The sequence below is a fragment of the Psychrobacillus sp. NPDC096426 genome, assembly GCF_044762745.1.
In the GTDB taxonomy this organism is placed as follows: domain Bacteria; phylum Bacillota; class Bacilli; order Bacillales_A; family Planococcaceae; genus Psychrobacillus.
Genome location: NZ_JBIWEX010000016.1, coordinates 39,837 through 64,130 on the forward strand (window position 1 = coordinate 39,837; position 24,294 = coordinate 64,130).

The window sequence follows — 24,294 nt, forward strand, 5'->3', positions numbered from 1 at the left end:
GTAAATGGGGGGTACAATGGGCGATTATATAAATACGTTGCAGAATTTTTTGCCGCTTGGGGCTACCGTTCTAGAATTACAACAACCCCAAAGAAGAGCGGCAATACTGCTTGCTGATATTGACGGGGATCAAATGGATGAACTAATTGGCGCATATAGGTATGAAGAACAGAATTATATTCTACTGTTAAAAAAACATGATAATCAGTGGCTACCTTTAAAGCATATTGAGGGAAAGGGATATGGTATTTCCGATTTAAGAGTAGCACCAATTACAGAAAACTGGGTGAATACAATGATTGTCGGTTGGCAAATAGACGACATGCGTTCACAGTTGGACTTATTACAATGGACAAACGTTGGAATGATAAGATTGCCTACTAATAATATCGTTTATAGTAAATTGGAAATAGAAGATATGCCCGATCATTACGGGAAAGATGGCCAATATGAACTGGCTATTTGGATACATGATACGGGAGATGCTTATAAAGTAGACGTTTATCGTTTTAGTGAAGGGGAGCTAGTACGAGCGAAAGATGTTTATCCGTATTATTTTAAAAAAGTGGCTGCTTACTACGAAAAATTATTGCAAACAAATGATTTTTCGTATTATTGGTATTATTTATCAGATGCACAGAGGAAAGCTGGGAACTTGGAGCAGAATTTAACTTCCATTGATAGAGCACTATCGTTTCGTTCACCTTACCCATCAAAAGAACAGTTATTAGATAAAAAACAACAAGTTTTGAGTCGTTTAACACATGCTCGGACTAACGGTCAGACCGTCATTGACAAAAAAAGGGGAGATATCACCGGGGATAGCTTTAGGGAAACCGTATACTTAACAGGAAATATAACGGAGAGAAGTTCTTATTGGGAGGATATAACGTTAAATATTTTGAACAAGAAAGTAGATTTGTATGAAGGACTTTCCTTAAAAGAAAGTGTTGGGTATAATCCAAGACTATTTTTGGGCGATTTTACTGGAAACCAGTTGGACGACATATTAGTTGTGATTGATACTGGTGAAATTGAAGGTACGATTAAAGCATATATGTTTACCTTTTCAGAAGGGGAAATGCGACAAGTATTTGATTCGGAAGAATTCAATGACAGCACCGATTATCAAATCGATTATCAAAATCAATATAAAGTAACGATAGTTAGCTCCGTTCCTAAAAAGAAGTATACACTAGATTTAGAGTATAAAGATAAGGGATATTTAATGGAAATCTATGATGAAGAGGGGACTTTAAAAGAACCGATTGAAGGTTGGGTAGAACCGATTAGTGGGCTTTATCCTATTGATTATACGGGAGATGGAATTTATGAGCTTGTTGCGCTGCAAGAAATTTCCGGAAAATTTCACGCGGAGGCCTTAGGGTATGTTCAAAACGTTTTGAAGTGGAATGGACAGGAATTTGTAACAGAACGTCAAAGCGTAATAATCTTTGGAGAGAGTGTTGAACCAAAATAAGAAGGAAAAGAAGAATTGCTACGAAGTCATTCGGCTAAGGAGCAGTTCTTTTTTTTACGCAATATAGGAATAATGCGTCTTGAGGATAGGATTTTTGGGTTTGTCGTGTTCGTGGTAGTCTTTGTCGTGTTCAAAGGCTAGTTTGTCGCGTTCGCAGTGGATTTTGTCTCGTTAAACCATATACTGTAAAATTCGAAACTGATTAGTTAGTAAGCTTCGTGGATTGGAGCGGAAAGCGTCCGCCCTGTAGCGGAAATCCTAGCGGACACTTCTTTAAGACGCATTATACCTATATTGCGAGATAAAATGCGAGTCTTCCTTGCCTATGTCAAGAATAAAGAGGCATAAAAACAAAATATAATTGACAATTTTGTGAACAAGGTGAATAATATATAGAAAGAGAGGGTGAGTGAAATGGAATCAAACATGAAAATGTTTCATGCTACAAAATACGTAGGAGCGACAGTGCTCGCTATTGGAATTGCCATTTTCTTATACGGTGTTTTTGTAAGTGAATACAGTACAATGATGGGAATTGGTATTGGGACAGTAATGGGGGCTGTTTTTACTTTCTTAATAGGTATGTTTTTAGTAGCATCTGAAGAAATGATTGCGAACTCTAGAAAATGTAAAAAAGAGAGCGCCTAAAAAGACGCTCTCTTTAAAATGATTATTTACATATCCCAAACTAGTATTAATAGTGTACCAAAAATGGTGATAAGCGCAATGATTAAACCGTAATATACGTTTGTATAGATAGATTTTTTGTCATTAGTCTCACCAGCATGCATGAATACCACTAGTTGAAGACCAGCTTGTATAAATGCAGTTACTAGAAGAATTGTCATACCAATAGGAAATGACATATCCGTGAAGTAAACCATCAGTGCCACTACTGTAAGGACCAACGAAAAGACAAAGCCCATTACTTGTTTTACAGGAAATAATTCTTTCACGTTACATCATTCCTTTCAAGTAGATGAAGCTAAAGATGAAAATCCAAATAACATCTAAGAAATGCCAATAAAGCGAAAAGATGAAAGATTTATTAGTTGTCTCAGGAGTTAACCCACGTTTTTTGATTTGAATAAGGATAGCTAATCCCCAAAACAAACCAAATGTTACGTGCAATCCATGTGTTCCTAATGTAGTTAACAGAGCGGCAGTGAATGCACTAGTTTGTAGTGTTGCTCCTACATGAATATAGTGAATGAATTCAAATATTTCAAAGGATAAAAACCCAGCACCAAGTAGTAGTGTGATTGAAAAGAAAATCATCATTGCCTTTTTGTTACCTAAACGCATAGCATGGATCCCAAGACCGATAATAAAACTACTTGTTAAAAGTAAAATGGTTTCAACTAATACTGGTGTAATTTCAAAGATTTCTGCACCAGAAGGTCCATGGCCAATGCGATTTTCTAAAGTGAAATACATGGTGAACAGTGTTGCGAAAAGCATTATTTCGGCACCTAGGAAGATCCAAAAACCTAAGATTTTCAAGTTATTTTCTTCCGTACTATATTCAAGCGGAAGCGAGTTATCTATTTTCATTTTTTACACCTCGCAATTTTGCTTCAGTTTCTTCAATTTCCTCAACGGAGATATATCTACCATGGTCCTTCTCGAATGAACGATAAACTAGACAAACTAAAATACCGATTAATGTGACGATAGCAAGTGGCCATATGCTAAATACCATCGCAAATCCAAAGACGAAGAAAATACAACCTAGGATAAATGGCCAACCACTGTTATTTGGCATATGAATTTTTTCAATTTTACCTTTAAATAATTCATGCCCATTTTTCTTCGCATCCCAAAATCCTTGAGTTGATGCAACTTGTGGTGTAATAGCAAAGTTATATTCTGGTACCGGAGTATGAGTAGCCCATTCAAGTGAACGTGCATCCCATGGGTCACTACCAATATCTCTTGAAGCATAACGAATACTATAGTAAATATTGTAGACAAGTAAAGCAAAACTCACTGCCATAATTCCTGCACCGATAAATGCAACCATATTCAACGTACTAAAACCAGTCGATTCAGAATATGTGTACATACGACGTGCTTGCCCATCTAATCCAGTAATATACATTGGAATAAAGGCTAAAACAAACCCAACTGACATTAACCATGCCGTCCATTTACCAATTCTCTCATTTAACATGAAACCAAACATTTTTGGCCAATAGAAAGTAAGACCTGCAATCATCGCATAAACTACTCCTGGAATAATTACGTTATGGAAGTGAGCAACTAAGAACATCGTATTATGATATTGGTAATCAGCAGCTGACATCGCAAGCATAACCCCAGTAACTCCACCTAATGTAAACAGTGGAATGAAGAGCATGGAATATAACATTGGCGTTGTAAATACAATTTTCCCTTTCCAAAGCGTGAATAGCCAGTTAAATATTTTAACTCCGGTCGGAATAGCTATCGCCATTGTTGTGATTGAGAAAATACTGTTTGTGAATGCACCTTGACCCATTGTAAAGAAATGGTGAGTCCATACCAAAAATGAAAATACTGAAATGACTACCATAGAGGCAACCATCGACTTATAGCCATAAAGATTACGGCGTGCAAATGTAGAGATTATTTCACTATAAAGACCGAATGCCGGTAAGATTAATATATATACTTCAGGATGTCCCCAAACCCAGAACAAGTTAGCCCAAAGCATATCCATACCACCATCGCCGGTTGTAAAGAAGTTTGTTCCAAACAATCGATCCATTGTTCCCATTGCAAGAAGTACTGTTAATACAGGGAAAGCGAAAACAACGATTACGTTTGCGATAAATGCCGACCATGTGAACATCGGCATTTTCATTAACTTCATACCAGGTGCTCTCATTTTAAGAATAGTCGTTATAAAGTTAATACCTGATATTAATGTACCCATACCAGCTATTTGAATAGCGATCATATAATAATTCGTACCTACTGATGGACTGAATTCATTGTTTGCAAGTGGGAAATAAGAAGTCCAACCTGCATCAGGTGATCCACCTACGATGAATGAGATGTTGAATAATCCCATACCCATAAAGAATAACCAAAAACTTAGTGCATTTAAACGAGGAAATGCTACATCACGAGCTCCGATTTGTAACGGAATAAGGTAGTTAAAGAAAAACGTGATGAACGGCATAGCCATAAATAGGATCATAACAACCCCATGTGTTGTGAAAACTTCATTATAATGTTGCGATTCTAGAAATGTGTTATCAGGCATTGAAAGCTGATAACGCATCATTATTGCATCTACTCCTCCACGGAATAGCATAAGTAAAGCAACTAGTAAATACATAATACCAATTCGTTTATGATCTACTGTGGTGATCCATTCGCGCCAAAGGTATCCCCATTTTTTAAAATAGGTAATACCTAAAACGATTGCAACCATTGTTAGACCAATACCGACCATGGATGCGTATATTAAAAAGCTTGGATGTGGTACTGCAAAACGATCAAAGAAATCCATACTTTTGTAACTCCTTTCGAAAATCTATTGTTTGTTACGATACTGAAACTTTTTTATCAATGATGAGAATGAGCTGATTCTTCATCAGAATGGTTAGAATCATGATGTTCATGTTCTGAGTGATCCATTTCAGACTCAGTGGAACCATGGTTATGTTCAGGAGCTGGTGCAAATTCTAAATGTGTTCCTGTATAAGTAGAACGTCCAAGATGTCCTGTTTCTAATAACTCATCAAACTTTTCTTCTGTGAGAGGTTCAGCTGTTTCGTGAACTTCTTTTACCCATTCGTCAAAATCAGTTTGAGACATTGCAGTAACTTCAAATGTATTTTTAGCAAATCCTGCACCGCTGAAGTTTGCATTTCTTCCCATGAACTCACCTGGATTGTCTGCTGCTAAGTGTAAAGTTGTGACCATGTCCGCCATCGCATATTTTTGTCCACCTAGTTGTGGAATCCAAAAACTAGTGATTGGCCCATAAGAATATAGTTTAAATTCAATCGCACGACCCGCAGGGATATATAAGTAATTAACTGTCTCAATATCCTCTTCAGGATAACTAAAATGCCATTTCCAGTTGGAAGAAGAAGCGTAAACTATTAAAGGTTTTGTATCCTCGTATCCTGCCGGAGTTGCCTCTACCTCGTAATTACTTTTAACTGAAACGAAAGAAAGGAAAATAACGATAATAATTGGAATACCAATACAGATTGCTTCCACAATCGGACTACCTTCAATATGAGGAGGCTCGTAATCGTCCTTTTGGTTAGAAGCACGATATTTTATTAACACGAATACTAATATTGCAAGTACCGCAATTACTATACCTGACATAAGCATGATGGATAACATAATATCATCAGCTTGCGTTTTTGCTTGAGGACCTTTTGGATCTAAAACTAATAATGGTTCACAACCAGTTAGCACAGTGGCTATAGTGAAAATCATCGTAAGTAAAGCCCATTTCACTTTTATTTTCATAGTTGTACCCCTTTCGATTATTTGAGTTTATTAAACGTGTACGAAGTGATCCGTATTCCGTTGCCTCTATCATATTTACAAACCTCCTTAATAACAACACCAAGAAGAAGACTTCACAAAACGTTCATTTTGATTCCTTAATAAGTACACCATTTGTTAACTAAATTGTAACGATTGTCATTAGATCGACACTTATTTGGATAGATGTGGTCTCAGTGCTGAATATTCACAAGGGGTGGAAATAGAAATTCGTAAGTTCCTAAAATAAAATGCAGGAAGAAAAACAATACGTTTTTCTTCCTGCATTTTATTATTATGTTTTTAGCGGGGCGTACACCAGCGCCATCCGAGCATATTTGGAAGACACATGAGAAAAGGCTACTCCAAAGTTTGTATTTTGGAGTAGCCTCTATTTATTTATTTTGAAACATCTGTGAATCGGACAATTTCTCTTTACTCATTAATAATATAAAGACAAATGCCACAGCAAGTGGAACAAGTGTCCATATGAATGTTGTCGTGAGCGAGCTCGATAATACGTCCGTAATTTTCGTTAGAATATCAGATGGAATTTGAGCACGTAATTCTGGAGATAGAATAGCACGGCTATCCCCGCCAGCAGCGTGTTGTTTAAATTCTTCAGGTAATCCTGAAGCAAAACTATTTTTTTGAATTACGCCAAAAATCGTAATGCCGAGCGTCATACCTAAAGCACGTAGGAAACTACTAGTTGAACTGGCAGTACCACGCTGTTGAGGTAACGCTTTTTGAATAGCGGACATACCAAGAATCGAGAAGGAAGGTCCAACACCAAGGCCTATTATCATCATGTAAATAGTTAACATCCAACGAGGAGTGGAAGGTTCTAATGTTCCAAGGAAAACGGTACCTATGCCAAGTAGAATACTGGAAACGATCATAATGGATCTGTAACTAAACTTATTTGCCAAAGAACCGCCCATTGCCGCACCTAAACTAGAAGTAACCATCATCGGTAATAGTAATAAACCGGAGTTAGTAGCGCTTCCGCCAGTAACGCCTTGAATATAAAGCGGAATATAGATGGTAGAAACCATAAACACCGCACCGTAGAACATACCAGTTAAAACACTATTGGTGTATAAACGTTCTTTAAATAAATCAAACGGTAGAATCGGATCTTTCGCATATTTTTCTACGAACAGAAAAACTACGAAACTAACAACAGATATTATAAATAATGAAATAATCTGCCATGAAGTCCAACTATACGTATCTCCACCTAATTCAAGCGCGAACATAAGAGAGACGGAAAAGCTGACCAGGAATATAGCACCCGCCCAGTCTATGATTTGACGAGTATGTATTTTAGACTCATTGTAAAATAAAGAGATAAGACCTAAAGCAACAAGTCCAATTGGAATATTAATATAAAAAATCCAACGCCAATGAATATGATCTGTTATAAAAGAGCCTAATAAAGGACCTGCTATGCTGGATAGGCCGAACACAGCTCCAAATAATCCACTCATTTTTCCACGTGATTCACTTGGAACAACATCCCAAATAATAGTGAAAGCAATTGGCATTAATGCACTCCCGCCGATTCCTTGAATGGCGCGGAATACACATAATTGAACCATTGATTGAGCAGTTCCGCACAAAATAGAACCAATTAGGAATAATAAGATTCCGAAGATAAAAAACTTTTTCCTTCCATACATATCGGATAGTTTCCCGAATATCGGCATTCCTGCCATCTCCGCAACTAAGTAAGCAGATGTTACCCACACGTACTTTTCCATTCCGCCTAAATCACCGATAATAGACCCCATACTTGTAGCGACAATGGTGTTATCTAAAGATGCCATGAATATTCCTAACATAAGTGCTGCCATAACAGGCACAACCTTTGTTTCTCTGTACATTTACTACTCAACTCCTTTACCAATGTTAATTCGATATTTTGTAGTTTAACACCATTAAAAAGGGAAGTAAATAATAGGTATCGAGTCTGAAACAATCTGTAACCTTTTCAAACCCAAAACCATTCATTAGAACATATGAGGAAATTGCTTGACGATTGCATGCGAAATCATATCGGACATCTCCAAAACTTCCGCTTCTATTTGGTCAAATACTTTAATATCTTCTTGATAATTTTTTTGTATCATTAAAACCGCTTCGTTTTTTGTTAAAGCCAAATGCGTATAGAACATCTTTTGTACCTCTGCTTTTGTTAAGAACGGGTTAATACTACTCAAAAAGATTGCTATATCATCTGCATTACGGTACCACTCTTTTTCTTTTTCCTCTGCTTTTTTAGAATCACCTTTAACAGCTGCCGTTACAAGTTCTGCTGCTAGTACTAGATGCTCTTTTATGAGCTCAGCATATCTATCTGCGAGTTGATCACCGTAAAAAGGACGAATACAATTTCCTAAATCGGTTGCATTTTGTAAAAGCCGTGTTTGCACAGTAGGTAGGTCAGGCAAATTGAATACAATACTTGTAATGGTCATTCTGGTCCAATTAACATGCTCCAACCAAAGAAGTCGGTTCATGCTTTCGAAGTCAACAACTGCATTCGATAAATAGTAGCGTTGTTGATAATTAGATGCTTTGTTCAATAAGTATCGAACGGGTGCAGTGTATTGTGAATAGGGTGTTTTGTAAACTGGATGCTGGGGAGGAGAGGAAAATTCATTTGAGTAATGATGCATACTAAGGACGCTCCTTTTTTCCTTAGTTTACGTCCATTCTATCATTAGTGTGATAATTCAATTGTATACGAAAAAAATTAGCCAATTAATCCGAAGATTAGTTGGCTAACTTCTCTCAATTACGCTGGGCTAACTTGAATGAGATTAAATATATCCGTTGATGCGTGATTTAGCTTCTGCTAGTATTTCTGCTCGTAAACCATCAATACTTTCTTCACGGCGTTCATTTTTCTTCTTAATGGCAGCAAGTTCTTCACCTTCTGCAAATTCCATAGCCATTTCTGCTGCTTCCTTATTGCGAATTGTTTTCTTTAGTCTTTCTACGTTCTTAGCTGAATCATTTGATTCCGGTTCATGTATAGACATTATTTTTCCTCCTTCATTGATAAAAGTCTTTCACCCTATATTATCCCCAGATTCATTTAAATTATTGGAGGTTTTTAGTTCAAACTGAATAAATTTGGCTTGGTTTTGCCATAGTAAAGACGTATTGATTTCTAAGAAAACGTTAGGAGGAATTCATAGTGGAAGATCACACACAAATGAGTTGGAAAGAAGATAATGTCATTGGTCAATTGCATAATTCTGTCGATAATGTCACGTTAGCTGTAGGTCAGGCACTTACGAACCCCTCTGAGCAGTCAATTCAAAACGCTCAAAATATGATTGAACGCGCAGAGCGTTCGGTCACAATGGCTCTCGAAAGTAGAGGAAACTTGGATCCTATTAGTGCACTTCAGGAGCAGTTGAATCGAGATAAAGAGAAACTAAATACAATACATTAACTGTGAGATGTATATTGCCTATTATGGGGCTGTCCCAAAAGTAATTGTTTGGTACAGCCTCAGTTTGTTTTGGTTTATAGCGTTCATATACTAGTATGTTCCGTCTACTATGATTTTTCCTTCTTGGTTTCTAATGTCACTGCTTTCTTGCTTCCAATGAGATACAACAACAAAATAACAATCATAAAAGCAGCCGAATAACTAAAAGTCATGCCGTATCCAACACTTTTTGCTAAGAATCCAAGTCCTACTGATCCAACCGCCAAACCAAAATCGATAAAAATAAGAAGCATCGAATTGGCTGTTGCTTTTTTCTCTGGTGGAACAAGCGTTAATGCCCAAGCTTGGATAATTGGATGAATTATGGCAAAAGCGACTCCAAATAATACCCCTGAAACTAGAACCAACCACATACTAGTAGAGAAGCCTAATAAGATCAAACCTACTGCCCCTGAAATGGCACCAGGAATAATGAGGATTCTATGACCAAATCGATCGAAAATTTTACCAGAGAAAGCACGAACTAACACCATTGCAATTCCTTGTGCGATAAAAAACTGTGAAATCCTTCCGCCAACATTGATCTCTTTTCCAAAAGCACCTATAAAGTTAACTGTTCCTGCAATTGCCATATAATTGAACGCTACTAAAATACATGGAAGAAGAACACGCTTATCGAACATATACTTATAGAAAGGTTCATTATTTGTAGCCTCTGGACTTTCCTTTTCTTTTTTAACCGTATTTTTTGTGAAAAGACTACACACAAATGAAAAAGCCATAAGAACCAGAGTTAACATCATCATCGATCGGAATGAATAATGCGCAAGATAAGAAATAGCGATAAGTGGTCCAATTGTCGTCCCAACGCTTGTAGACATTGCGAAAAAAACAATGCCTTCACCTAACCGAGATTTAGGAACAATATTACTTGAGAACGTAAAGACTAAAATCGTAAGCATACTAAATCCAATACCTTGTAGTGCTCGAATGAATATTAAAAACCCGATGGAGTCGTTCACAAAAGTGAGGCCGATTGTGCCCAAAAAATAAAGGAGGGAAATAATAAGGAGCAACTTCATATTCACTTTTTGGATAATGACACTTGCAAAGAAGCGCGTAATTAGTGATGCTAACATTAAGGTAGTGGTCATAATTCCTGCAATCGCAGGATTATTACTGATGGTTGATACGAAAATTGGGAAACCTGCTGTAATCATATAAAAAGAAGTGAACATGACTAAAGACAATAATATAATGATTAAATATTGGTTTGTCCATAGTTTAACTTTTTCTTTACTCATGGTAAACAAGACCGCCTTTCAATGGCTATTAACTATAAAATTTAATTTTATTCTTCCCTTTTTTTCAAGAAATATTAAGAGTTGTATTCCATAAAAGCTTAGAATAAAGAAAGTGCCTTTCGTAGATGGTACACTTAAAAAAAGTATTATATTCGGGGGTGTTTGGCATGGACAAAAAATTAGAAGATGTAATGGTAAAAGAAATTGTTTTGGATGATACTTTGATTAAGATAAATCGTTATGAATTAAAAAAGGTAAATGATTTATATCTAATTTCTGTTGTTTTTAATGTTACAAGTGAGGAATATCACGATATAGCCGTACTACTTTATAAAGGCACGTTCGAAGTGAAAGTACCGGGACAAGGTTTTTCTTTTAAGGGAAGCATTCATCAATATTCCACTTCGATTACAAATTTATACGAAAAAGGACAAGTTGGAGAGTACAGGCTGAGCTTATTAGAAGTGCAAAACTAAGGAGGGAAACATGAAGCGATGAAGTTAAGTATTTTGGATCAATCTCCGATATCTTCCAATCAAACTGCAAAAGAGGCATTAAACGAATCGATGGAGTTAGCAAAACTTGGGGAATCGTTAGGTTATACTCGCTACTGGATTACGGAACACCATGATTTAACGGGACTCGCAAGTTCTGCGCCTGAAGTAATGCTAGCTTACATAGGAACGAATACAAATACCATTCGTATTGGCTCAGGTGCTGTTTTGTTGCCACATTATAAACCATTCAAAGTAGCAGAAGTATATAACACGCTTGCTACTTTATTTCCTAGTCGTGTGGATGTTGGTCTAGGTCGTGCACCAGGTGGTTCCGCGGAAGCTACGAATGCTTTGTCGGATAATTTCCTACAAAACGTATATAAAATGCCTAGTTTAGTAAAAGAGTTTCTTCATTTTCTAGACAATGACTTCCCTACAGACCATGCATTCTCGAAAATTTCTGCTTCACCAGTTCCAGAAGTTTCACCAGTACCTTGGCTTCTTGGGACAAGTAAAAAAAGTGCTTTGCTTGCTGCGGAAAATGGACTTGCCTATGCGTTCGGTCACTTTATGAGTGAAGAGGATGGAACGGCTATAATTCAGCGGTATTTAGATGCTTATATACCTAGAAAACAAGGGCAAAAACCAGAAGTGATTGTAACGGTTTCGGTTATTTGTTCGGAAACGACAGAAAAGGCACATGAGGTAGCGAAAAGTACGCTCATATGGGCATTGCAAAGAGGAAGAGGAGAAGGGGAGAGAGGAGTTCCTTCTATAATAGAAGCACAGCAATATAGCTTAAATGATCAGGAAGAAGCTACATTGGAAAATATGAAAAAGAAACTAATTATCGGTAATCCAACAGAAGTAAAAGAGAAGCTAATCGAATTGCAAACTAACTATAGAGCAGACGAAATTATGTTGAATACGATAACTTATTCAACAAAAGATCGATTTAATTCATATAGACTCATAGCGGCTGAATTGCTGAAGAACAGTTAAAGCACTTCCATTTCTTTTAGGACTGTATAGACTTCATTTTCTTCTAATTTGTCTGTTATTTCGTCTATTAAGTGTTGAATGAAGGCTTCTTCGTCAAAGTCTTCCGTGTCTATCTCAAATTTATCTAATTCAATTTGAACATCTTCACGAATATCCGAACTTATTTCTACTAGCTCGGTAAAGAAGATCCAAAATCTATTTTCCTCAAATAATTTCCCGTTAATATGAACGATTGTGGAGGATACTTTGGAAGATGGAACGGAGTAGTTGTTTTTTATACGAATGAAAGTTTCATCATTATTTGCGGTAAATATCATTTCTTGATACCCGATATCGAAAGCTTTTTTGAAATCTACTTTGTTCAAAACCATCCCTCCGCCCCAATCTATAAAGTTAGTATATAAATAGAAAGAGTAGAATATGACGGACTATAAATAATATTAGAAAAAGAGAGGCAGCAAGAAATAGTTCGGCTGTCTCTCTTTTTTACATCAAATGTTTAAATAGCTTTTTTAGTAGAAAACTGGCTGTTATAAAGGTCAGCGTAGAAGCCGTTTTCTTTGATGAGCTCCTCGTGTGAACCCTGTTCAATTACCTTCCCTTGATTCATCACCAATATTAAATCAGCATCTCTAATAGTAGAAAGACGATGGGCGATAACAAAGCTCGTTCTTCCTTCCATTAAGCGATTCATCGCTTGTTGGATAAGTAGTTCCGTTCGCGTATCTACACTCGATGTTGCTTCATCTAAAATCATAATAGGTGGATTTGCAAGAACAGCGCGAGCGATTGTTACTAATTGTTTTTGACCTTGCGAAATATTGGATGCTTCCTCATTTAAAACAGTGTCATAGCCATCTGGTAAAGTTCGGATAAAATGGTCGGCACGTGCCGTTTTAGCAGCCGTGAAGATTTCTTCGTCTGTTGCACCGTCTTTTCCGAATGCAATATTGTCTTTAATCGTCCCATTAAAGAGCCAAGTGTCTTGAAGCACCATGCCAAATGTTGTTCGGAGATCCGTTCGGGACATTTTTCTAGTATCGTGTCCATCAATCGTGATTTTCCCATTGTTTAATTCGTAAAATCTCATCAATAAATTAATCAATGTTGTTTTACCAGCACCAGTTGGTCCGACAATCGCTACCGTCTGACCTGGTAACACATCGATGTTCATATTTTCGATTAATAGATTATCCCCATAACCAAAGTCCACTTGTTCAAATGTAACCGCACCTTTTGCTTTAGATAAACTTTCTGTCGTTACTTCTTTTTCTTCTTCTTCCTCATCCAGTAATTCAAAAACTCGTTCCGCTGCTGCAATTGTCGATTGGATAATATTGGCGATATTTGCAGTTTGCATTACCGGCTGTGTGAACTGGCGAGTGTACGTAATAAAAGCCTGAATATCACCGATAGAAATGGCACGTTGCGTAACTAATATTCCTCCAACAACGCTAATTACGACATAGCTTAAATTACCGATAAAAGACATCATCGGCATAATAATGCCAGAAATAAATTGTGCTCTGCGACCAGCATCATATAATTGTTCATTCACTTCATCGAACTCAGCGATCGCTTTTTTCTCATGGCCAAACACTTTGACAACTTGATGACCAGTATACATTTCTTCAATGTGCCCATTCAATTGACCGAGTGTTCGTTGTTGATCTGCAAAATGCTTTTGTGATCTTTTTAAAATTGGTTGAATGACAAACATCGATACTGGTAAACTTACAATGGAAATTAACGTTAATATTGGGCTAATCGTTAACATCATAATGATAATACCTACGATGGTTACCACCGAAGTGATAAATTGCGTTAAGCTTTGCTGAAGTGTGTTTCCGATTGTATCGAGATCGTTCGTAACACGGCTTAACGTTTCCCCATTTGGTCGACCATCATAATATTTAAGGGGAAGTCTTTCTAGTTTACCGTTTACTTCTTCCCTTAAATCATAAACCGTTTTTTGTGCAACACTTGACATAATATATTGCTGAATATACGTAAACAAGCTACTAATCACATACAAAGCTGCTAGTAGAAGAAGTAGTTTCCCAATTGCCTCAAAATCGATTGCGGCTCCTGGAACTCCGGTCATTTTTGCGTATACACCTTCGAATAGTTTTGTAATTGTATTTCCCATAATTTTAGGACCAACGATTGCAAATACGGTACTTAAAATAGCAGCGATAAACACGGCGATTAATTGATTGCTCCGAGGTTTTAAGTAAGTCAGAAGGCGTCTTAAAGTACCTTTAAAGTTCTTTGGTTTTTGTCCGCCCATCATCATCATGTTTCCTCCGCCATGTCCCGCTGGATGTCCGCCGCGTGACTGGGAGTTTTTTTGCTTACTCATGCGATTTCCTCCTCTGAGAGCTGAGATTCAACGATTTCTCGGTACACATCATTATTTTCTAACAGCTCTTTATGCGTACCAATTCCTGCAATTTCGCCTTTGTCTAATACAATAATTTGATCTGCATCTGCTACAGTACTCACTCGTTGTGCAACAATGACAACTGTTGCGTTTTTGGTCTCATCTTTCAGTGCTGCTCGTAGATTTGCATCTGTTTTGAAGTCGAGTGCCGAAAAACTATCATCGAAAATGTAAATATCAGGTTTCCGAACGAGCGCCCTTGCAATCGAAAGACGTTGTTTTTGCCCTCCAGATACATTCGAACCACCTTGTGAAATAACGGAATTATATCCTTCCTCCATTTTGCCTATAAAATCTTCTGCTTGCGCAATGCGCGCCGCATATTTTATTTCTTCATCAGTTGCATCTTGTTTTCCAAAACGAATATTTTCTTTGATTGTCCCAGAAAAGAGAAGTGCTTTTTGAGGAACGAACCCGATTTTCGAACGGATCTCTTCTTGGGAAGTTTCACGAATATCGACGCCATTAACACGAATCGTTCCATCTGTCACCTCATAAAAACGTGGAATCAAGTTCACAAGCGTTGATTTACCAGCACCAGTTCCTCCGATAATTGCCGTAATTTCTCCGGACGTTGCTTTAAATGTAATATTAGATAGTGCAGACTCTTCTGCTCCTGGGTAGCTAAAAGACACATGTTCAAATTCAAGTGTTCCACGTTCTTTGTTAGCTAATTTCGTTCCTTCGTTTAAAGATGTTGGTTTTGTATTAAGCACTTCATTAATACGGTTTGCAGATACTGCTGCACGGGGGATCATAATGAACATCATAGAAGCCATCACAAGTGCAAACATAATTTGCATAACGTATTGGATAAATGCCATTAAATCCCCGATTTGCATAGCGCCTCCATTAATGCGAATTCCACCAAACCAAATAATTAATACAACGGTGATATTCATCACCAACATCATAACGGGCATTAAAATTGCCATTACTTTGTTTACTTTAATAGATACATCAGTCAATTCTTTGTTTGCTTTTTGAAGTCGAACTTTCTCTTGTTTTTCTCGATTAAAAGCACGGATAACCCGAATTCCGGTTAAATTTTCACGTAATACAAGGTTTAACTGGTCTAATTTTGTTTGTACTGTTTTGAAAAGTGGTACACCTTTATACATGATTAATAACACAGCCCCAACTAACACAGGCATTGTAAGTACAATGACAAGCGATAATTTAGCATCTTTTGATACGGCCATAATAATCCCACCAACCAACATGATAGGAGCGCTAACGACCATTCGTAGCATCATGATGGCCACTTGTTGCACTTGTGTTATATCATTGGTCGTTCTTGTAATAAGGGATGCTGTGCCAAATTCATCGAAATCTTGAAGCGAAAATTGCTCTACATGTTTGAACACTTTACGGCGAATATCCCTACCTAACCCCATTGCAGCTTTGGAGGAGTAGAAGCTTGCTGTGATGGATGCGACCGCTCCAAATGCCGCAACTAAAAGCATTATTCCACCAATTTTCCAAATATAAGCTGTATCGCCAACTACTACCCCATTATCGATAATATCCGCCATAAGAGTTGGTAAATAAAGGTCAGCCATTGATTGGATAAAGACTAATCCTAACACTGAGAGAACAATCCACTTATACACCGTTAAGTTTTTCATGAGTTTAACCATTTTAGTTGTTCTCCTTTGATATAGTTTCAGTTTCTAGAAAGTCAGCGATATGAAGCAGTGTGGCTTGAAATTCCTCGAATTGTTTTTCCGTAAGTGTGTCCATAATAGATGAGATTGTACGATGAATGCTTCCTTTTTGTTGACTTATTTCTTCAAACAGGCTGTTTCCTTTTTCACTGAGTATTAATTGCATTTCTCTTCGATTGTCAGGAACGGGTTGTCTATGGAGCCATTCGGTTTGTACTAGTCCATCGACTGCCGTGCTTAACGTACTTTTGGGAATTTGTAATACTTCACCTAATTGCTTTTGCGTCATTTCTTTACGTGGTGCAATGGTCATTAGGACAGAATATTGTGGGATAGATAAATCATTTTCTAGTGCGGTTTTATGTATAAACCGCATCATGTTTCTATTTACACGCCAAAAGGTATGCAAGAATTTTGTAGATCTACTATCCGGCTGATTGGTGCAATTCACTGTAATCACTCCGTTCTTTTTTGTATTGTTCATTTGTGAACAGTTCTTTTTTATTTTATAAATTTACTCTTTATTTATGGGGAAGTCAGCTAGAAAGGGAAGGGTTTTTCAAGAAATTTTTGGACATAAAATAGAGCTAGCCTTCTCACAACAACATATGGTATGCCACTATTTAGGGATAATGCGTCTTAAAGAAGTGTCAGCTAGGATTTCCGCTGATTAAAAGTCACATTGAATAGAGCATTATATTTATTAACGTCCAACTAGCAGTGACTTAGTAAAAATCAATTTTTCCGCATTATAGCATCTCCGCTAGGCCTGTTTGTCGTGTTCAGCGTCCTGTTTGTAGCTTTCGAGATGTGTTTTGTCGCGTTCACAGCATGTTATGTCTCGTTCAACCATTTATTGGATCTTATTTTCAAGAAATACTAAATTAGATTGAATTTAAAACAGTGACGCTGATTAGCTGGCAAATTTGATGGATTGTAGCGGAAAGCGTCCGCCCTGCAGCGGAAATCCTAGCGGTAACTTCATTAAGACACATTATTTCTAAAATCCTTTGTAGGTAGTTCCGGAAAACAAGATACACTTACACTTTTTTTCTAATTCAATGAACACAAAAAGAGCTAGCTATATAAAAATGCTAGCTCTCTAGTTTTAAATTAAATCATTTTCAACAATGCTTCTCTGCCAACCATGCCTGTTGTGATACCAAGTTCTTCTGCTTCAAAAGTGATGGATTCCAAAGGGGCATTAAGTAGTTGTTCAATTGTTTTCACGCCTACTGCTCTTCCTGCGATTACTTTGCGGTCTTTTAGCTTCTCGTTCAATAGTGCAACGTCAAGTGCACCACACATGATATACCCTTTGTCGTTCGATACAACAAGTAAATTCGTTTTTGGAAGCTCGACAGAAATCGTTAAAAATGTATGTCCTTCGATATTGATAGGTTCTAAATTAATCATTAGACTTTATCCCTCCTATTATTCTCCTTTTAAGTTATGTAAGTGAAAGAAAAAGGGTTTCTTCTTTTTAAACAAGGGAAGGATAAGAAGGAAATGAACTAATTTGAAGAGGTGTTTTTTAGTGAATAAACTATTTGCTATTCTTGTGTTTGTAGGTGTTCCATTAGTTCTTATAGGAGCATTATTAAATTGGGCCGAGATGATTATGTTCTTGCTGTGTTGCTTGAGTATCATTGGGCTTTCCGGATACATAGGAAGGGCAACGGAAAGTTTGGCTATCGTAAGTGGTCCAAGAGTTGGGGGCTTGTTGAACGCCACTTTTGGAAATGCAGTCGAACTTATTATTTCTATTTTCACATTAAAAGCTGGAATGGTTGGGATTGTTTTAGCGTCACTAACTGGATCAGTTCTCGGTAATCTGCTACTTGTACTAGGATTATCGTTTTTTGCTGGGGGTATTAAGTTTAAGCGTCAAAGATTCAGTGTACACAGTGCAAGATACAATTCTGGATTACTCATTTTTGCTGTTATTGTGGCGTTTGTCATTCCCGAAGTTTTTTCAATGAAAATGGATTTTGGGAAAACATTGAGCTTAAGTATTGGAATTGCCACCATTTTAATAGCTCTTTATCTTGCTGGGTTATTTTTCAAACTCGTCACGCATCGAGGTGTATTCTCGTCATCCGACGAACCAGAAACGGAAAAAGAAAAAGAAGTGCCGGAGTGGGCGAAAGGGAAATCGATTTTAATTCTTTTATTGACAACAGTAGTAGTGGCTTTCGTTTCGGAGCAATTAGTCCATACATTTGAAATGCTCGGAGCTAAATTTGGGTGGAGCGAGTTGTTTATAGGTGTCATTATCGTAGCAATTGTTGGAAATGCAGCAGAGCATGTTTCTGCAATCACGATGGCCGTCAAAAACAAAATGGATGTTTCCGTTGAAATAGCGGTTGGTTCGACGCTCCAAGTTGCCATGTTTGTAGCACCGATACTTGTTATTGTTTCTTTGTTCATGCCTCAGTCCATGCCACTCGTTTTCACATGGCCAGAGCTTGTCGCAATGGTTACCGCAGCACTTTTAGTTATTAATGTTTCTCATGATGGTGAGTCGAACTGGTTTGAAGGACTTTTACTTTTCGCAGCGTATATAATAATGGGAATTGGTTTTTTTCTTCTTTGATGCAGATAATTAGTAAAGAGTGTTAAAATAGTAACTGACAGAATATTCAATAGATAAAACACGTTACTTAGGGGGAATACGTCGTGCAACAATTAAAGCCAATCCAATTAAATGAAAGAATTTGTTTAATCGATGGACATGACTTAGACATGACAGAACGGACAGGCATATTTGTTATTTTAGAAGAGGAAATAACAATTGTCGAAACGAGTGCAAGCCCGTCTATAAAGTATGTAAAAGAAGGCCTAAAGGATTTAGGAATTAGCTTGGACGAAGTGAAATATATAATCGTCACGCACATTCACTTAGATCACGCTGGAGGAGCTGGATTACTATTAAAAGAATGCCCTAATGCAAAAGTTGTTGTACATCCGAAAGGTGCAAGGCATTTAGCAGATCCATCGAGACTTATAGCCGGTGCGAAGGCAGTATATGGCGATAAATTCGCGGAGCTATTTGAACCAATCGTTCCAATAGATAATGAGCGGTTGCTTATTAAAAATGAAGGGGACAAGCTGAGAATTGGACCTAATTGTCAATTAGAGTTTTTAGATACACCTGGTCATGCAAAACATCATTTTAGTATTTTTGATCCGGTTAGTAATGGAATGTTCACGGGAGATACAGTTGGGGTACGCTATCCACAATTAGTGCCTGATAATGTTCATTTATTTTTACCTTCTACTTCACCGAACCAATTTGATCCGGATGCTATGCATCAGGCGATTGACCGTATGCAAAATATGGAGCTCGATTCCATTTACTTTGGACATTATGGGACGACGAATATGCCGGATGAAGTATACCGTCAAGTTTCTAGTTGGTTGGAAGTTTACGTAAATGAGGCAAAAACAATTTATATAGAACAACAAGGATACGAAGTGCTTGCTGAGCGTTTATTAAGCTTAGTGAGGGAGCATCTAAGAGGGCTAGGTATTTCGGATGATCATGAGGTATATAGCATCTTACAGTTAGATACAGAAGTTAGTGCGATGGGATTGTTGGATTACCTTTCTAAATAATTCAAATAAAAAATCTACCTTTCAATTTAAGTGCGATTCTGGACTAGTCGTATTTTTGAAAAGTAGATTTTTTTATAGAATACATTACGTGAAAGTTCATTAACCTTTGAGTTGTCTACGCAGTCATTTGTATTTTTTAAAAAACAGATTTACACTTAATAAGTAAAAGATGTAGAAAGGAGATACGTGATGGAATTTTTAATGATTGTCCTACTTTTATTGGCCATTATCGGGCTTTCTAACTTTATTAATCATTTTATGCCATACATACCGGTCCCGCTTATTCAAATTGCGCTTGGTGTATTACTTGCGGCATTGCCGTTAGGAATACATGTACCGATGGAACCGGAACTATTTTTCATATTATTCATAGCTCCATTATTATTTTATGATGGGAAAAATGTCTCCAGACATGAGCTTTGGAAATTGAAAAAGCCTATTCTATTGTTAGCACTTGGACTTGTGTTTTTGACGGTAGTTGTAATTGGGTACTTAATCCACTGGCTTATTCCTTCGATTCCAATATCTGCAGCTTTTGCACTCGCTGCTATTTTATCTCCTACAGATGTTGTAGCGGTCGGAGCTATTTCGAGTCGGGTGAAAATGCCGAAGACGATTATGCATGTGCTTGAAGGCGAAGGACTTATGAATGATGCCTCTGGGCTAGTTGCGTTTAAGTTTGCCGTAGCGGCAACTGTAACAGGTATATTTTCCCTTGCGGAAGCAAGTTGGAGTTTTATATTGATCGCACTTGGAGGATTTTTAGGAGGAGCCATACTTGCTTATCTTATTATTCGATTGAAATTATTGATCCGTAGATTTGGTATGGAAGACGTAACGCTTCATATGCTCATTCAACTATTGACACCATTTATCATTTTTTATATTATTGAGCATTTTCATCTTTCTGGAATTTTATCGGTCGTGGCTGCAGGTATTGTCCATGCAATTTATCGAGATCGTGAGCAATCACCGAATGTTCAATTGCAAGTTGTATCAAAAAGTACATGGACGATTCTCATTTATATATTAAATGGACTTGTATTCGTGCTGTTAGGTTTACAAATTCCAAGTGTCTCGCGAGAAATTATTGAAAGTCCATTTTTCAATAACTTTGAAGTGATTACTTATATATTGATCATTTCCGCATCTCTTTTAGCATTACGTTTTGTCTGGATTTTTGTAGGATGGTGGGGAGGATGGTTGCTTAAAGCGAAAAGATTGCCAAAGCCATCGATACGATACATTAGCATCACAACAATTTCCGGGGTGCGCGGGGCAGTGACACTTGCAGGTGCTTTTACAATCCCTTACTTTTTAGAGAATGGTGATGTGTTCCCTGAGCGATCGTTAATTATTTTTATTGCAGCGGGAGTCATTTTGGTAACGCTAGTTTTGGCAAGTATTTTCCTTCCTATTATTGCGAAAACGGAAAAAGGAAATACGGAAGAGCTGAAAGAAGAATTGGAAAGAAAAGCGATTCTTCGTTCGATGGATGCTGCGATTAGAACAATGCGCGTATTAACTACAGATGAAAATAGAGGAGCAGCTGTTTCGATTATTTCTCACTATAATCAAATTAGAAATCGCTTCATTTATGTAAGTGAGGAAGAAAGTGCTCGAAAAAAAGCACTGGAAATCGAAACTCGTTTGAAAGCGTTAGAAGTAGAAATAAATTATATTGAAAAGTTGCAAGCAAATGAACAGATTGATCTAGAGTCACTATATTTATTACAAGAGCATATTTACCGGATGCGTGTTGCCGTGACGAATCGATTACTATATAGAGGATTATTCGTTTGGACAATTATAAAACGAGGAATATTGAATATAGCAAGCTCTTTTAAGTCAACAGAACATAGCTCCTTGAAAGCTCGTTTTGAAAAAAACAAAAAAGTGTTAATGCTTAAAATGGAAATGGCTAAAACGGCAATTTCATATTTGAGAGAAAATATGACCCCTGAAAACGAAGGAGTCAATGTACTAATTATTGGAGAGTACAATGAAATGATTATGAAATTTAAGCTAGCGCGTAAAGGGGCAGATTCAAGTAGATACATTCGTCAGCAACGAGAGTTGAGGGATAAAGCCTTTCAAGCGGAACGAGATGAGATACAAAACTTATATGAAACAGGGGAAGTTTCCATGGATATTATGAGGAAAATTCGCCGGCAGATTAATATTAGGGAAGCGTATTGGATGGGAGAAAACAGTATGCAATCCCATTAATAAAAACAATCTACCGCCTTACTCATGTTTGGCGGTAGGTTGTTTTTTTGTTATTTGTTTTTACAATTAGGCTGACCTGGTACTAGTCCACTTGTAGGGCGTAGTCTTTTCTGTTTGCATTGTTCTACTAATAAACTGGTCAAGAGTTCTTGAATAAGTTTGCTATCATCATTTTCGTTTGTTGGATATGATAGATTCTTTAGTTCAAGCGGATCTTCAGATAGATTATATAATTCATATTGTTCCGGAACTGGTTGGGTTTTCGTTGTTATTTTAGATACGGAAATACGATGTTCTTCATCTATAGAAATTTGGTTAATAATCTCCGTTGTTTGGTCTTCTATTCCAGGGGTGCTCCAAAACTGTGGATTGTCAAAGTAACGAGACAATTTCCATATTTCACGCGTATTATTATTTCCAGTTGGGAGACGGACAATAACTGTTTCGAGATGGTTAGGTTGTGTCACTGATTGATAAGGCTGACCTGTGAAGCTAACTTGGTTCAAGCCTCTTGTCACATCGTCATCCGACATAAAATAGACGGGTTCATGCATTCGATGAAAGTTATCTTTCTTGTATATAAGAGGTGTAAGGTCGCGTCCTACAAGTGGATGCACTTCGGTATGATCTTGCTGTAGTTCATTTGCTATTTTATCCACATTAATATCGGCAAGTCCAAGTAGTGTAGGAAGGATATCCACATGACTTGTTAACAAATTCGCAGTTCTGCGTCCAGAAAATAACTTAGGACTATGAATGATAAAAGGTACATGAATCGTTTCTTCATAGGCGTTATACCATTTTTGGAACAATCCTCCGTGTGCTCCTAACAAATCGCCGTGATCAGAAGTGAATATAACGATCGTGTTTTCGTAAAAAATGGATTGTTGTAATGCACGAAAAACTTTGGATATCTCACCATCTACTTGTTTTTGCAACGAAAAATAAAGTTGTCGATAAAATATTGTATCTCTAGTAGGCTGGAAGGTTTTAGGGTAAGTTTCTTTATAGCTTTCTTGTGCAATTGGTTTTGTGATTAGCGACTCAGTGGCAGTAGGAGCAGGTGGAATGTACGGAACAGATGGGTCTACTTTAAAGTTAAATAATGGGGATAACTCCGTTAAGTCTCCGTATAAAGCTATATCATGTGGATTAATAAAGGAAGAGACGATTAACCATGGTTTGTCGCTTGCATTTGTCTTGTTTTTTTCAAGAAAGTGAAGGAGATTAACTACTTCTCTCGCGTATACTTCATCCCGTCCTTTCGTACCAATTTCAGCAGAAGAACCAGAATTTCTTGGATTTGTACCATGTGGTTCAGGTCCTAGCCAACCGGAAAAACCATATTCATCAAGACGATTTGCTACCAAATATAGTTTTTCTTTTTTTGCATCTGGGACACCAGTTGCAGGGTGATAGCTAGGCATCGTATTTTGTGTACCAGGTATTAATATATCTTGATGAGAGGCATGCCATTTTCCTTTCCAAAATGTATCATAGCCTGCTGTTCGAAAATAATCGCCGATGGTAGGTACACTATTTGGATCAAGCCAAAAGATGTCTGGTTCAGGTGTATCTGCTGCACCTCCAGTCGTTTTCGTTACCCCGTGAAGAGATGGGTATTGCCCTGTGTATAAAGTTGTTCTACTCGGAGAGCAGGCAGTACTACCGATATAGTGATTGAGAAATTCCAAACCATTGTTTCGCAATAATTCTTGCGTCTTCAAATTCTCTTTTCTCCATTTTTTAAGTGCATCGCTTTCATAAACAGTTGGAAAGCGTTGTTCGTCTACTAGAAATATTAAGAAATTGGGTTTTCGTTCATGGGAACTTGTTTCTGACTGTTTTGCGTAGTCATTTTTCATATTTTATCACCTCCTAAAAACCCGATTTCTATATTTTACGTTCGAATTTAATAATTGCTTGGGAGTTTCTAGCTTAATTTGATAAGTAAAAAGGACGATTACCGCGGTATTAGATTCGGAAAGAGATTAAGTGAATGCCGTGATTTCTTTCATACTATTACTTTTGTTGCTAAGAAGATTTATTAACCAAGACAAACACACATATTTCTTATTGGACATAAAG

At 37.2% G+C, this 24,294-nt stretch carries 22 protein-coding genes; 8 read left to right on the forward strand and 14 right to left on the reverse strand.

Annotated elements, in window-relative coordinates; all coding sequences use genetic code 11:
• Positions 1-16: 16 nt before the first annotated feature.
• Positions 17-1,480 carry a hypothetical protein gene (locus tag ACIQYS_RS13980; protein WP_402981048.1) on the forward strand — a complete coding sequence of 488 codons (1,464 nt, stop codon included), beginning with the start codon at positions 17-19 and terminating at the stop codon, positions 1,478-1,480.
• Between the two features lie 414 nt (positions 1,481-1,894).
• Positions 1,895-2,128: a hypothetical protein gene (locus tag ACIQYS_RS13985; protein ID WP_402981051.1), complete on the forward strand. Its 234-nt coding sequence runs from the start codon at positions 1,895-1,897 to the stop codon at positions 2,126-2,128.
• 26 nt (positions 2,129-2,154) lie between these two features.
• Here ACIQYS_RS13985 and qoxD read toward each other — a convergent pair whose 3' ends face one another.
• From qoxD to ACIQYS_RS14020, 7 genes are all read right to left on the reverse strand, one after another.
• Positions 2,155-2,436, reverse strand: a complete 282-nt coding sequence (gene qoxD, locus ACIQYS_RS13990) for a cytochrome aa3 quinol oxidase subunit IV (protein ID WP_402981054.1) — start codon at positions 2,434-2,436, stop codon at positions 2,155-2,157.
• A gap of 1 nt (position 2,437) precedes the next feature.
• Positions 2,438-3,034, reverse strand: coding sequence for a cytochrome aa3 quinol oxidase subunit III (qoxC, locus tag ACIQYS_RS13995; RefSeq protein WP_402981057.1), 597 nt, complete (start codon positions 3,032-3,034; stop codon positions 2,438-2,440).
• Entirely contained in the window at positions 3,021-4,979 is a 1,959-nt protein-coding gene (gene qoxB / locus ACIQYS_RS14000; protein WP_402981060.1) for a cytochrome aa3 quinol oxidase subunit I, read from the reverse strand. The genes qoxC and qoxB overlap by 14 nt, the downstream gene beginning before the upstream one ends.
• A gap of 56 nt (positions 4,980-5,035) precedes the next feature.
• Positions 5,036-5,953: a cytochrome aa3 quinol oxidase subunit II gene (qoxA, locus tag ACIQYS_RS14005; RefSeq protein WP_402981242.1), complete on the reverse strand. Its 918-nt coding sequence runs from the start codon at positions 5,951-5,953 to the stop codon at positions 5,036-5,038.
• A 419-nt stretch (positions 5,954-6,372) separates the two neighbouring features.
• Positions 6,373-7,866, reverse strand: coding sequence for an MDR family MFS transporter (locus ACIQYS_RS14010; RefSeq protein WP_402981063.1), 1,494 nt, complete (start codon positions 7,864-7,866; stop codon positions 6,373-6,375).
• Between the two features lie 126 nt (positions 7,867-7,992).
• Positions 7,993-8,661, reverse strand: coding sequence for a hypothetical protein (locus tag ACIQYS_RS14015; RefSeq protein ID WP_402981066.1), 669 nt, complete (start codon positions 8,659-8,661; stop codon positions 7,993-7,995).
• Between the two features lie 144 nt (positions 8,662-8,805).
• On the reverse strand, positions 8,806-9,027 hold the full coding sequence (locus tag ACIQYS_RS14020) for a small, acid-soluble spore protein tlp (RefSeq protein WP_402981069.1): 222 nt from the start codon (positions 9,025-9,027) through the stop codon (positions 8,806-8,808).
• A 158-nt stretch (positions 9,028-9,185) separates the two neighbouring features.
• Here ACIQYS_RS14020 and ACIQYS_RS14025 point away from each other — a divergent pair, with 158 nt between their 5' ends.
• Positions 9,186-9,446: a hypothetical protein gene (locus ACIQYS_RS14025; RefSeq protein ID WP_402981073.1), complete on the forward strand. Its 261-nt coding sequence runs from the start codon at positions 9,186-9,188 to the stop codon at positions 9,444-9,446.
• Positions 9,447-9,553: 107 nt separating this feature from the next.
• On the opposite strand, the gene ACIQYS_RS14030 is transcribed toward ACIQYS_RS14025, so the two are convergent.
• The gene (locus ACIQYS_RS14030; protein ID WP_402981078.1) at positions 9,554-10,750 is read right to left on the reverse strand and encodes an MFS transporter; all 1,197 of its coding nucleotides are present in this window, start codon (positions 10,748-10,750) and stop codon (positions 9,554-9,556) included.
• A 191-nt stretch (positions 10,751-10,941) separates the two neighbouring features.
• Between ACIQYS_RS14030 and ACIQYS_RS14035 the strand changes: the two genes are divergently transcribed.
• Complete coding sequence (locus tag ACIQYS_RS14035; protein ID WP_402981244.1) at positions 10,942-11,226, forward strand: DUF3219 family protein; 285 nt, start codon at positions 10,942-10,944, stop codon at positions 11,224-11,226.
• Between the two features lie 18 nt (positions 11,227-11,244).
• Positions 11,245-12,249: an LLM class flavin-dependent oxidoreductase gene (locus tag ACIQYS_RS14040; RefSeq protein WP_402981081.1), complete on the forward strand. Its 1,005-nt coding sequence runs from the start codon at positions 11,245-11,247 to the stop codon at positions 12,247-12,249.
• Here the strand turns inward: ACIQYS_RS14040 and ACIQYS_RS14045 are convergent.
• The 5 genes from ACIQYS_RS14045 to ACIQYS_RS14065 form a co-directional block, all read right to left on the reverse strand.
• Positions 12,246-12,614, reverse strand: coding sequence for a hypothetical protein (locus ACIQYS_RS14045; RefSeq protein ID WP_402981084.1), 369 nt, complete (start codon positions 12,612-12,614; stop codon positions 12,246-12,248). The two genes, ACIQYS_RS14040 and ACIQYS_RS14045, sit on opposite strands and share 4 nt — an antisense overlap.
• A gap of 134 nt (positions 12,615-12,748) precedes the next feature.
• The gene (locus ACIQYS_RS14050) at positions 12,749-14,611 is read right to left on the reverse strand and encodes an ABC transporter ATP-binding protein (RefSeq protein ID WP_402981087.1); all 1,863 of its coding nucleotides are present in this window, start codon (positions 14,609-14,611) and stop codon (positions 12,749-12,751) included.
• Positions 14,608-16,332 (reverse strand): ABC transporter ATP-binding protein, encoded by a 1,725-nt coding sequence (locus ACIQYS_RS14055; RefSeq protein ID WP_402981090.1) that lies wholly within the window; start codon positions 16,330-16,332, stop codon positions 14,608-14,610. The genes ACIQYS_RS14050 and ACIQYS_RS14055 overlap by 4 nt, the downstream gene beginning before the upstream one ends.
• Position 16,333: 1 nt before the next feature.
• Positions 16,334-16,843: a MarR family winged helix-turn-helix transcriptional regulator gene (locus ACIQYS_RS14060; RefSeq protein WP_402981093.1), complete on the reverse strand. Its 510-nt coding sequence runs from the start codon at positions 16,841-16,843 to the stop codon at positions 16,334-16,336.
• Between the two features lie 629 nt (positions 16,844-17,472).
• A complete protein-coding gene (locus ACIQYS_RS14065; RefSeq protein ID WP_402981096.1) occupies positions 17,473-17,775 on the reverse strand; it encodes a YunC family protein in 303 nt (100 codons plus the stop codon).
• A 121-nt stretch (positions 17,776-17,896) separates the two neighbouring features.
• Here ACIQYS_RS14065 and cax point away from each other — a divergent pair, with 121 nt between their 5' ends.
• From cax to ACIQYS_RS14080, 3 genes are all read left to right on the forward strand, one after another.
• Complete coding sequence (gene cax, locus ACIQYS_RS14070; protein ID WP_402981099.1) at positions 17,897-18,955, forward strand: calcium/proton exchanger; 1,059 nt, start codon at positions 17,897-17,899, stop codon at positions 18,953-18,955.
• A gap of 83 nt (positions 18,956-19,038) precedes the next feature.
• Positions 19,039-19,977 (forward strand): MBL fold metallo-hydrolase, encoded by a 939-nt coding sequence (locus ACIQYS_RS14075; RefSeq protein ID WP_402981102.1) that lies wholly within the window; start codon positions 19,039-19,041, stop codon positions 19,975-19,977.
• A gap of 189 nt (positions 19,978-20,166) precedes the next feature.
• Positions 20,167-22,206 (forward strand): Na+/H+ antiporter, encoded by a 2,040-nt coding sequence (locus ACIQYS_RS14080; protein ID WP_402981105.1) that lies wholly within the window; start codon positions 20,167-20,169, stop codon positions 22,204-22,206.
• A 50-nt stretch (positions 22,207-22,256) separates the two neighbouring features.
• On the opposite strand, the gene ACIQYS_RS14085 is transcribed toward ACIQYS_RS14080, so the two are convergent.
• Complete coding sequence (locus ACIQYS_RS14085) at positions 22,257-24,071, reverse strand: sulfatase family protein (protein ID WP_402981108.1); 1,815 nt, start codon at positions 24,069-24,071, stop codon at positions 22,257-22,259.
• Between the last annotated feature and the right edge of the window lie 223 nt (positions 24,072-24,294).

Excerpts from the sequence above, each read along its gene's own strand:
- ACIQYS_RS14035 (WP_402981244.1), top strand. The coding sequence starts at position 10,942 with ATGGTAAAAGAAATTGTTTTGGATGATACTTTGATTAAGATAAATCGT.
- ACIQYS_RS14080 (WP_402981105.1), top strand. The coding sequence starts at position 20,167 with ATGGAATTTTTAATGATTGTCCTACTTTTATTGGCCATTATCGGGCTT.
- qoxB (WP_402981060.1), bottom strand. The coding sequence starts at position 4,979 with ATGGATTTCTTTGATCGTTTTGCAGTACCACATCCAAGCTTTTTAATA.
- ACIQYS_RS14040 (WP_402981081.1), top strand. The coding sequence starts at position 11,245 with ATGAAGTTAAGTATTTTGGATCAATCTCCGATATCTTCCAATCAAACT.
- ACIQYS_RS14055 (WP_402981090.1), bottom strand. The coding sequence starts at position 16,332 with ATGGTTAAACTCATGAAAAACTTAACGGTGTATAAGTGGATTGTTCTC.
- ACIQYS_RS13980 (WP_402981048.1), top strand. The coding sequence starts at position 17 with ATGGGCGATTATATAAATACGTTGCAGAATTTTTTGCCGCTTGGGGCT.
- ACIQYS_RS14030 (WP_402981078.1), bottom strand. The coding sequence starts at position 10,750 with ATGAGTAAAGAAAAAGTTAAACTATGGACAAACCAATATTTAATCATT.
- ACIQYS_RS14020 (WP_402981069.1), bottom strand. The coding sequence starts at position 9,027 with ATGTCTATACATGAACCGGAATCAAATGATTCAGCTAAGAACGTAGAA.
- ACIQYS_RS14085 (WP_402981108.1), bottom strand. The coding sequence starts at position 24,071 with ATGAAAAATGACTACGCAAAACAGTCAGAAACAAGTTCCCATGAACGA.
- ACIQYS_RS13985 (WP_402981051.1), top strand. The coding sequence starts at position 1,895 with ATGGAATCAAACATGAAAATGTTTCATGCTACAAAATACGTAGGAGCG.
- ACIQYS_RS14015 (WP_402981066.1), bottom strand. The coding sequence starts at position 8,661 with ATGCATCATTACTCAAATGAATTTTCCTCTCCTCCCCAGCATCCAGTT.
- ACIQYS_RS14060 (WP_402981093.1), bottom strand. The coding sequence starts at position 16,843 with ATGAACAATACAAAAAAGAACGGAGTGATTACAGTGAATTGCACCAAT.
- ACIQYS_RS14065 (WP_402981096.1), bottom strand. The coding sequence starts at position 17,775 with ATGATTAATTTAGAACCTATCAATATCGAAGGACATACATTTTTAACG.
- qoxC (WP_402981057.1), bottom strand. The coding sequence starts at position 3,034 with ATGAAAATAGATAACTCGCTTCCGCTTGAATATAGTACGGAAGAAAAT.
- ACIQYS_RS14010 (WP_402981063.1), bottom strand. The coding sequence starts at position 7,866 with ATGTACAGAGAAACAAAGGTTGTGCCTGTTATGGCAGCACTTATGTTA.
- ACIQYS_RS14050 (WP_402981087.1), bottom strand. The coding sequence starts at position 14,611 with ATGAGTAAGCAAAAAAACTCCCAGTCACGCGGCGGACATCCAGCGGGA.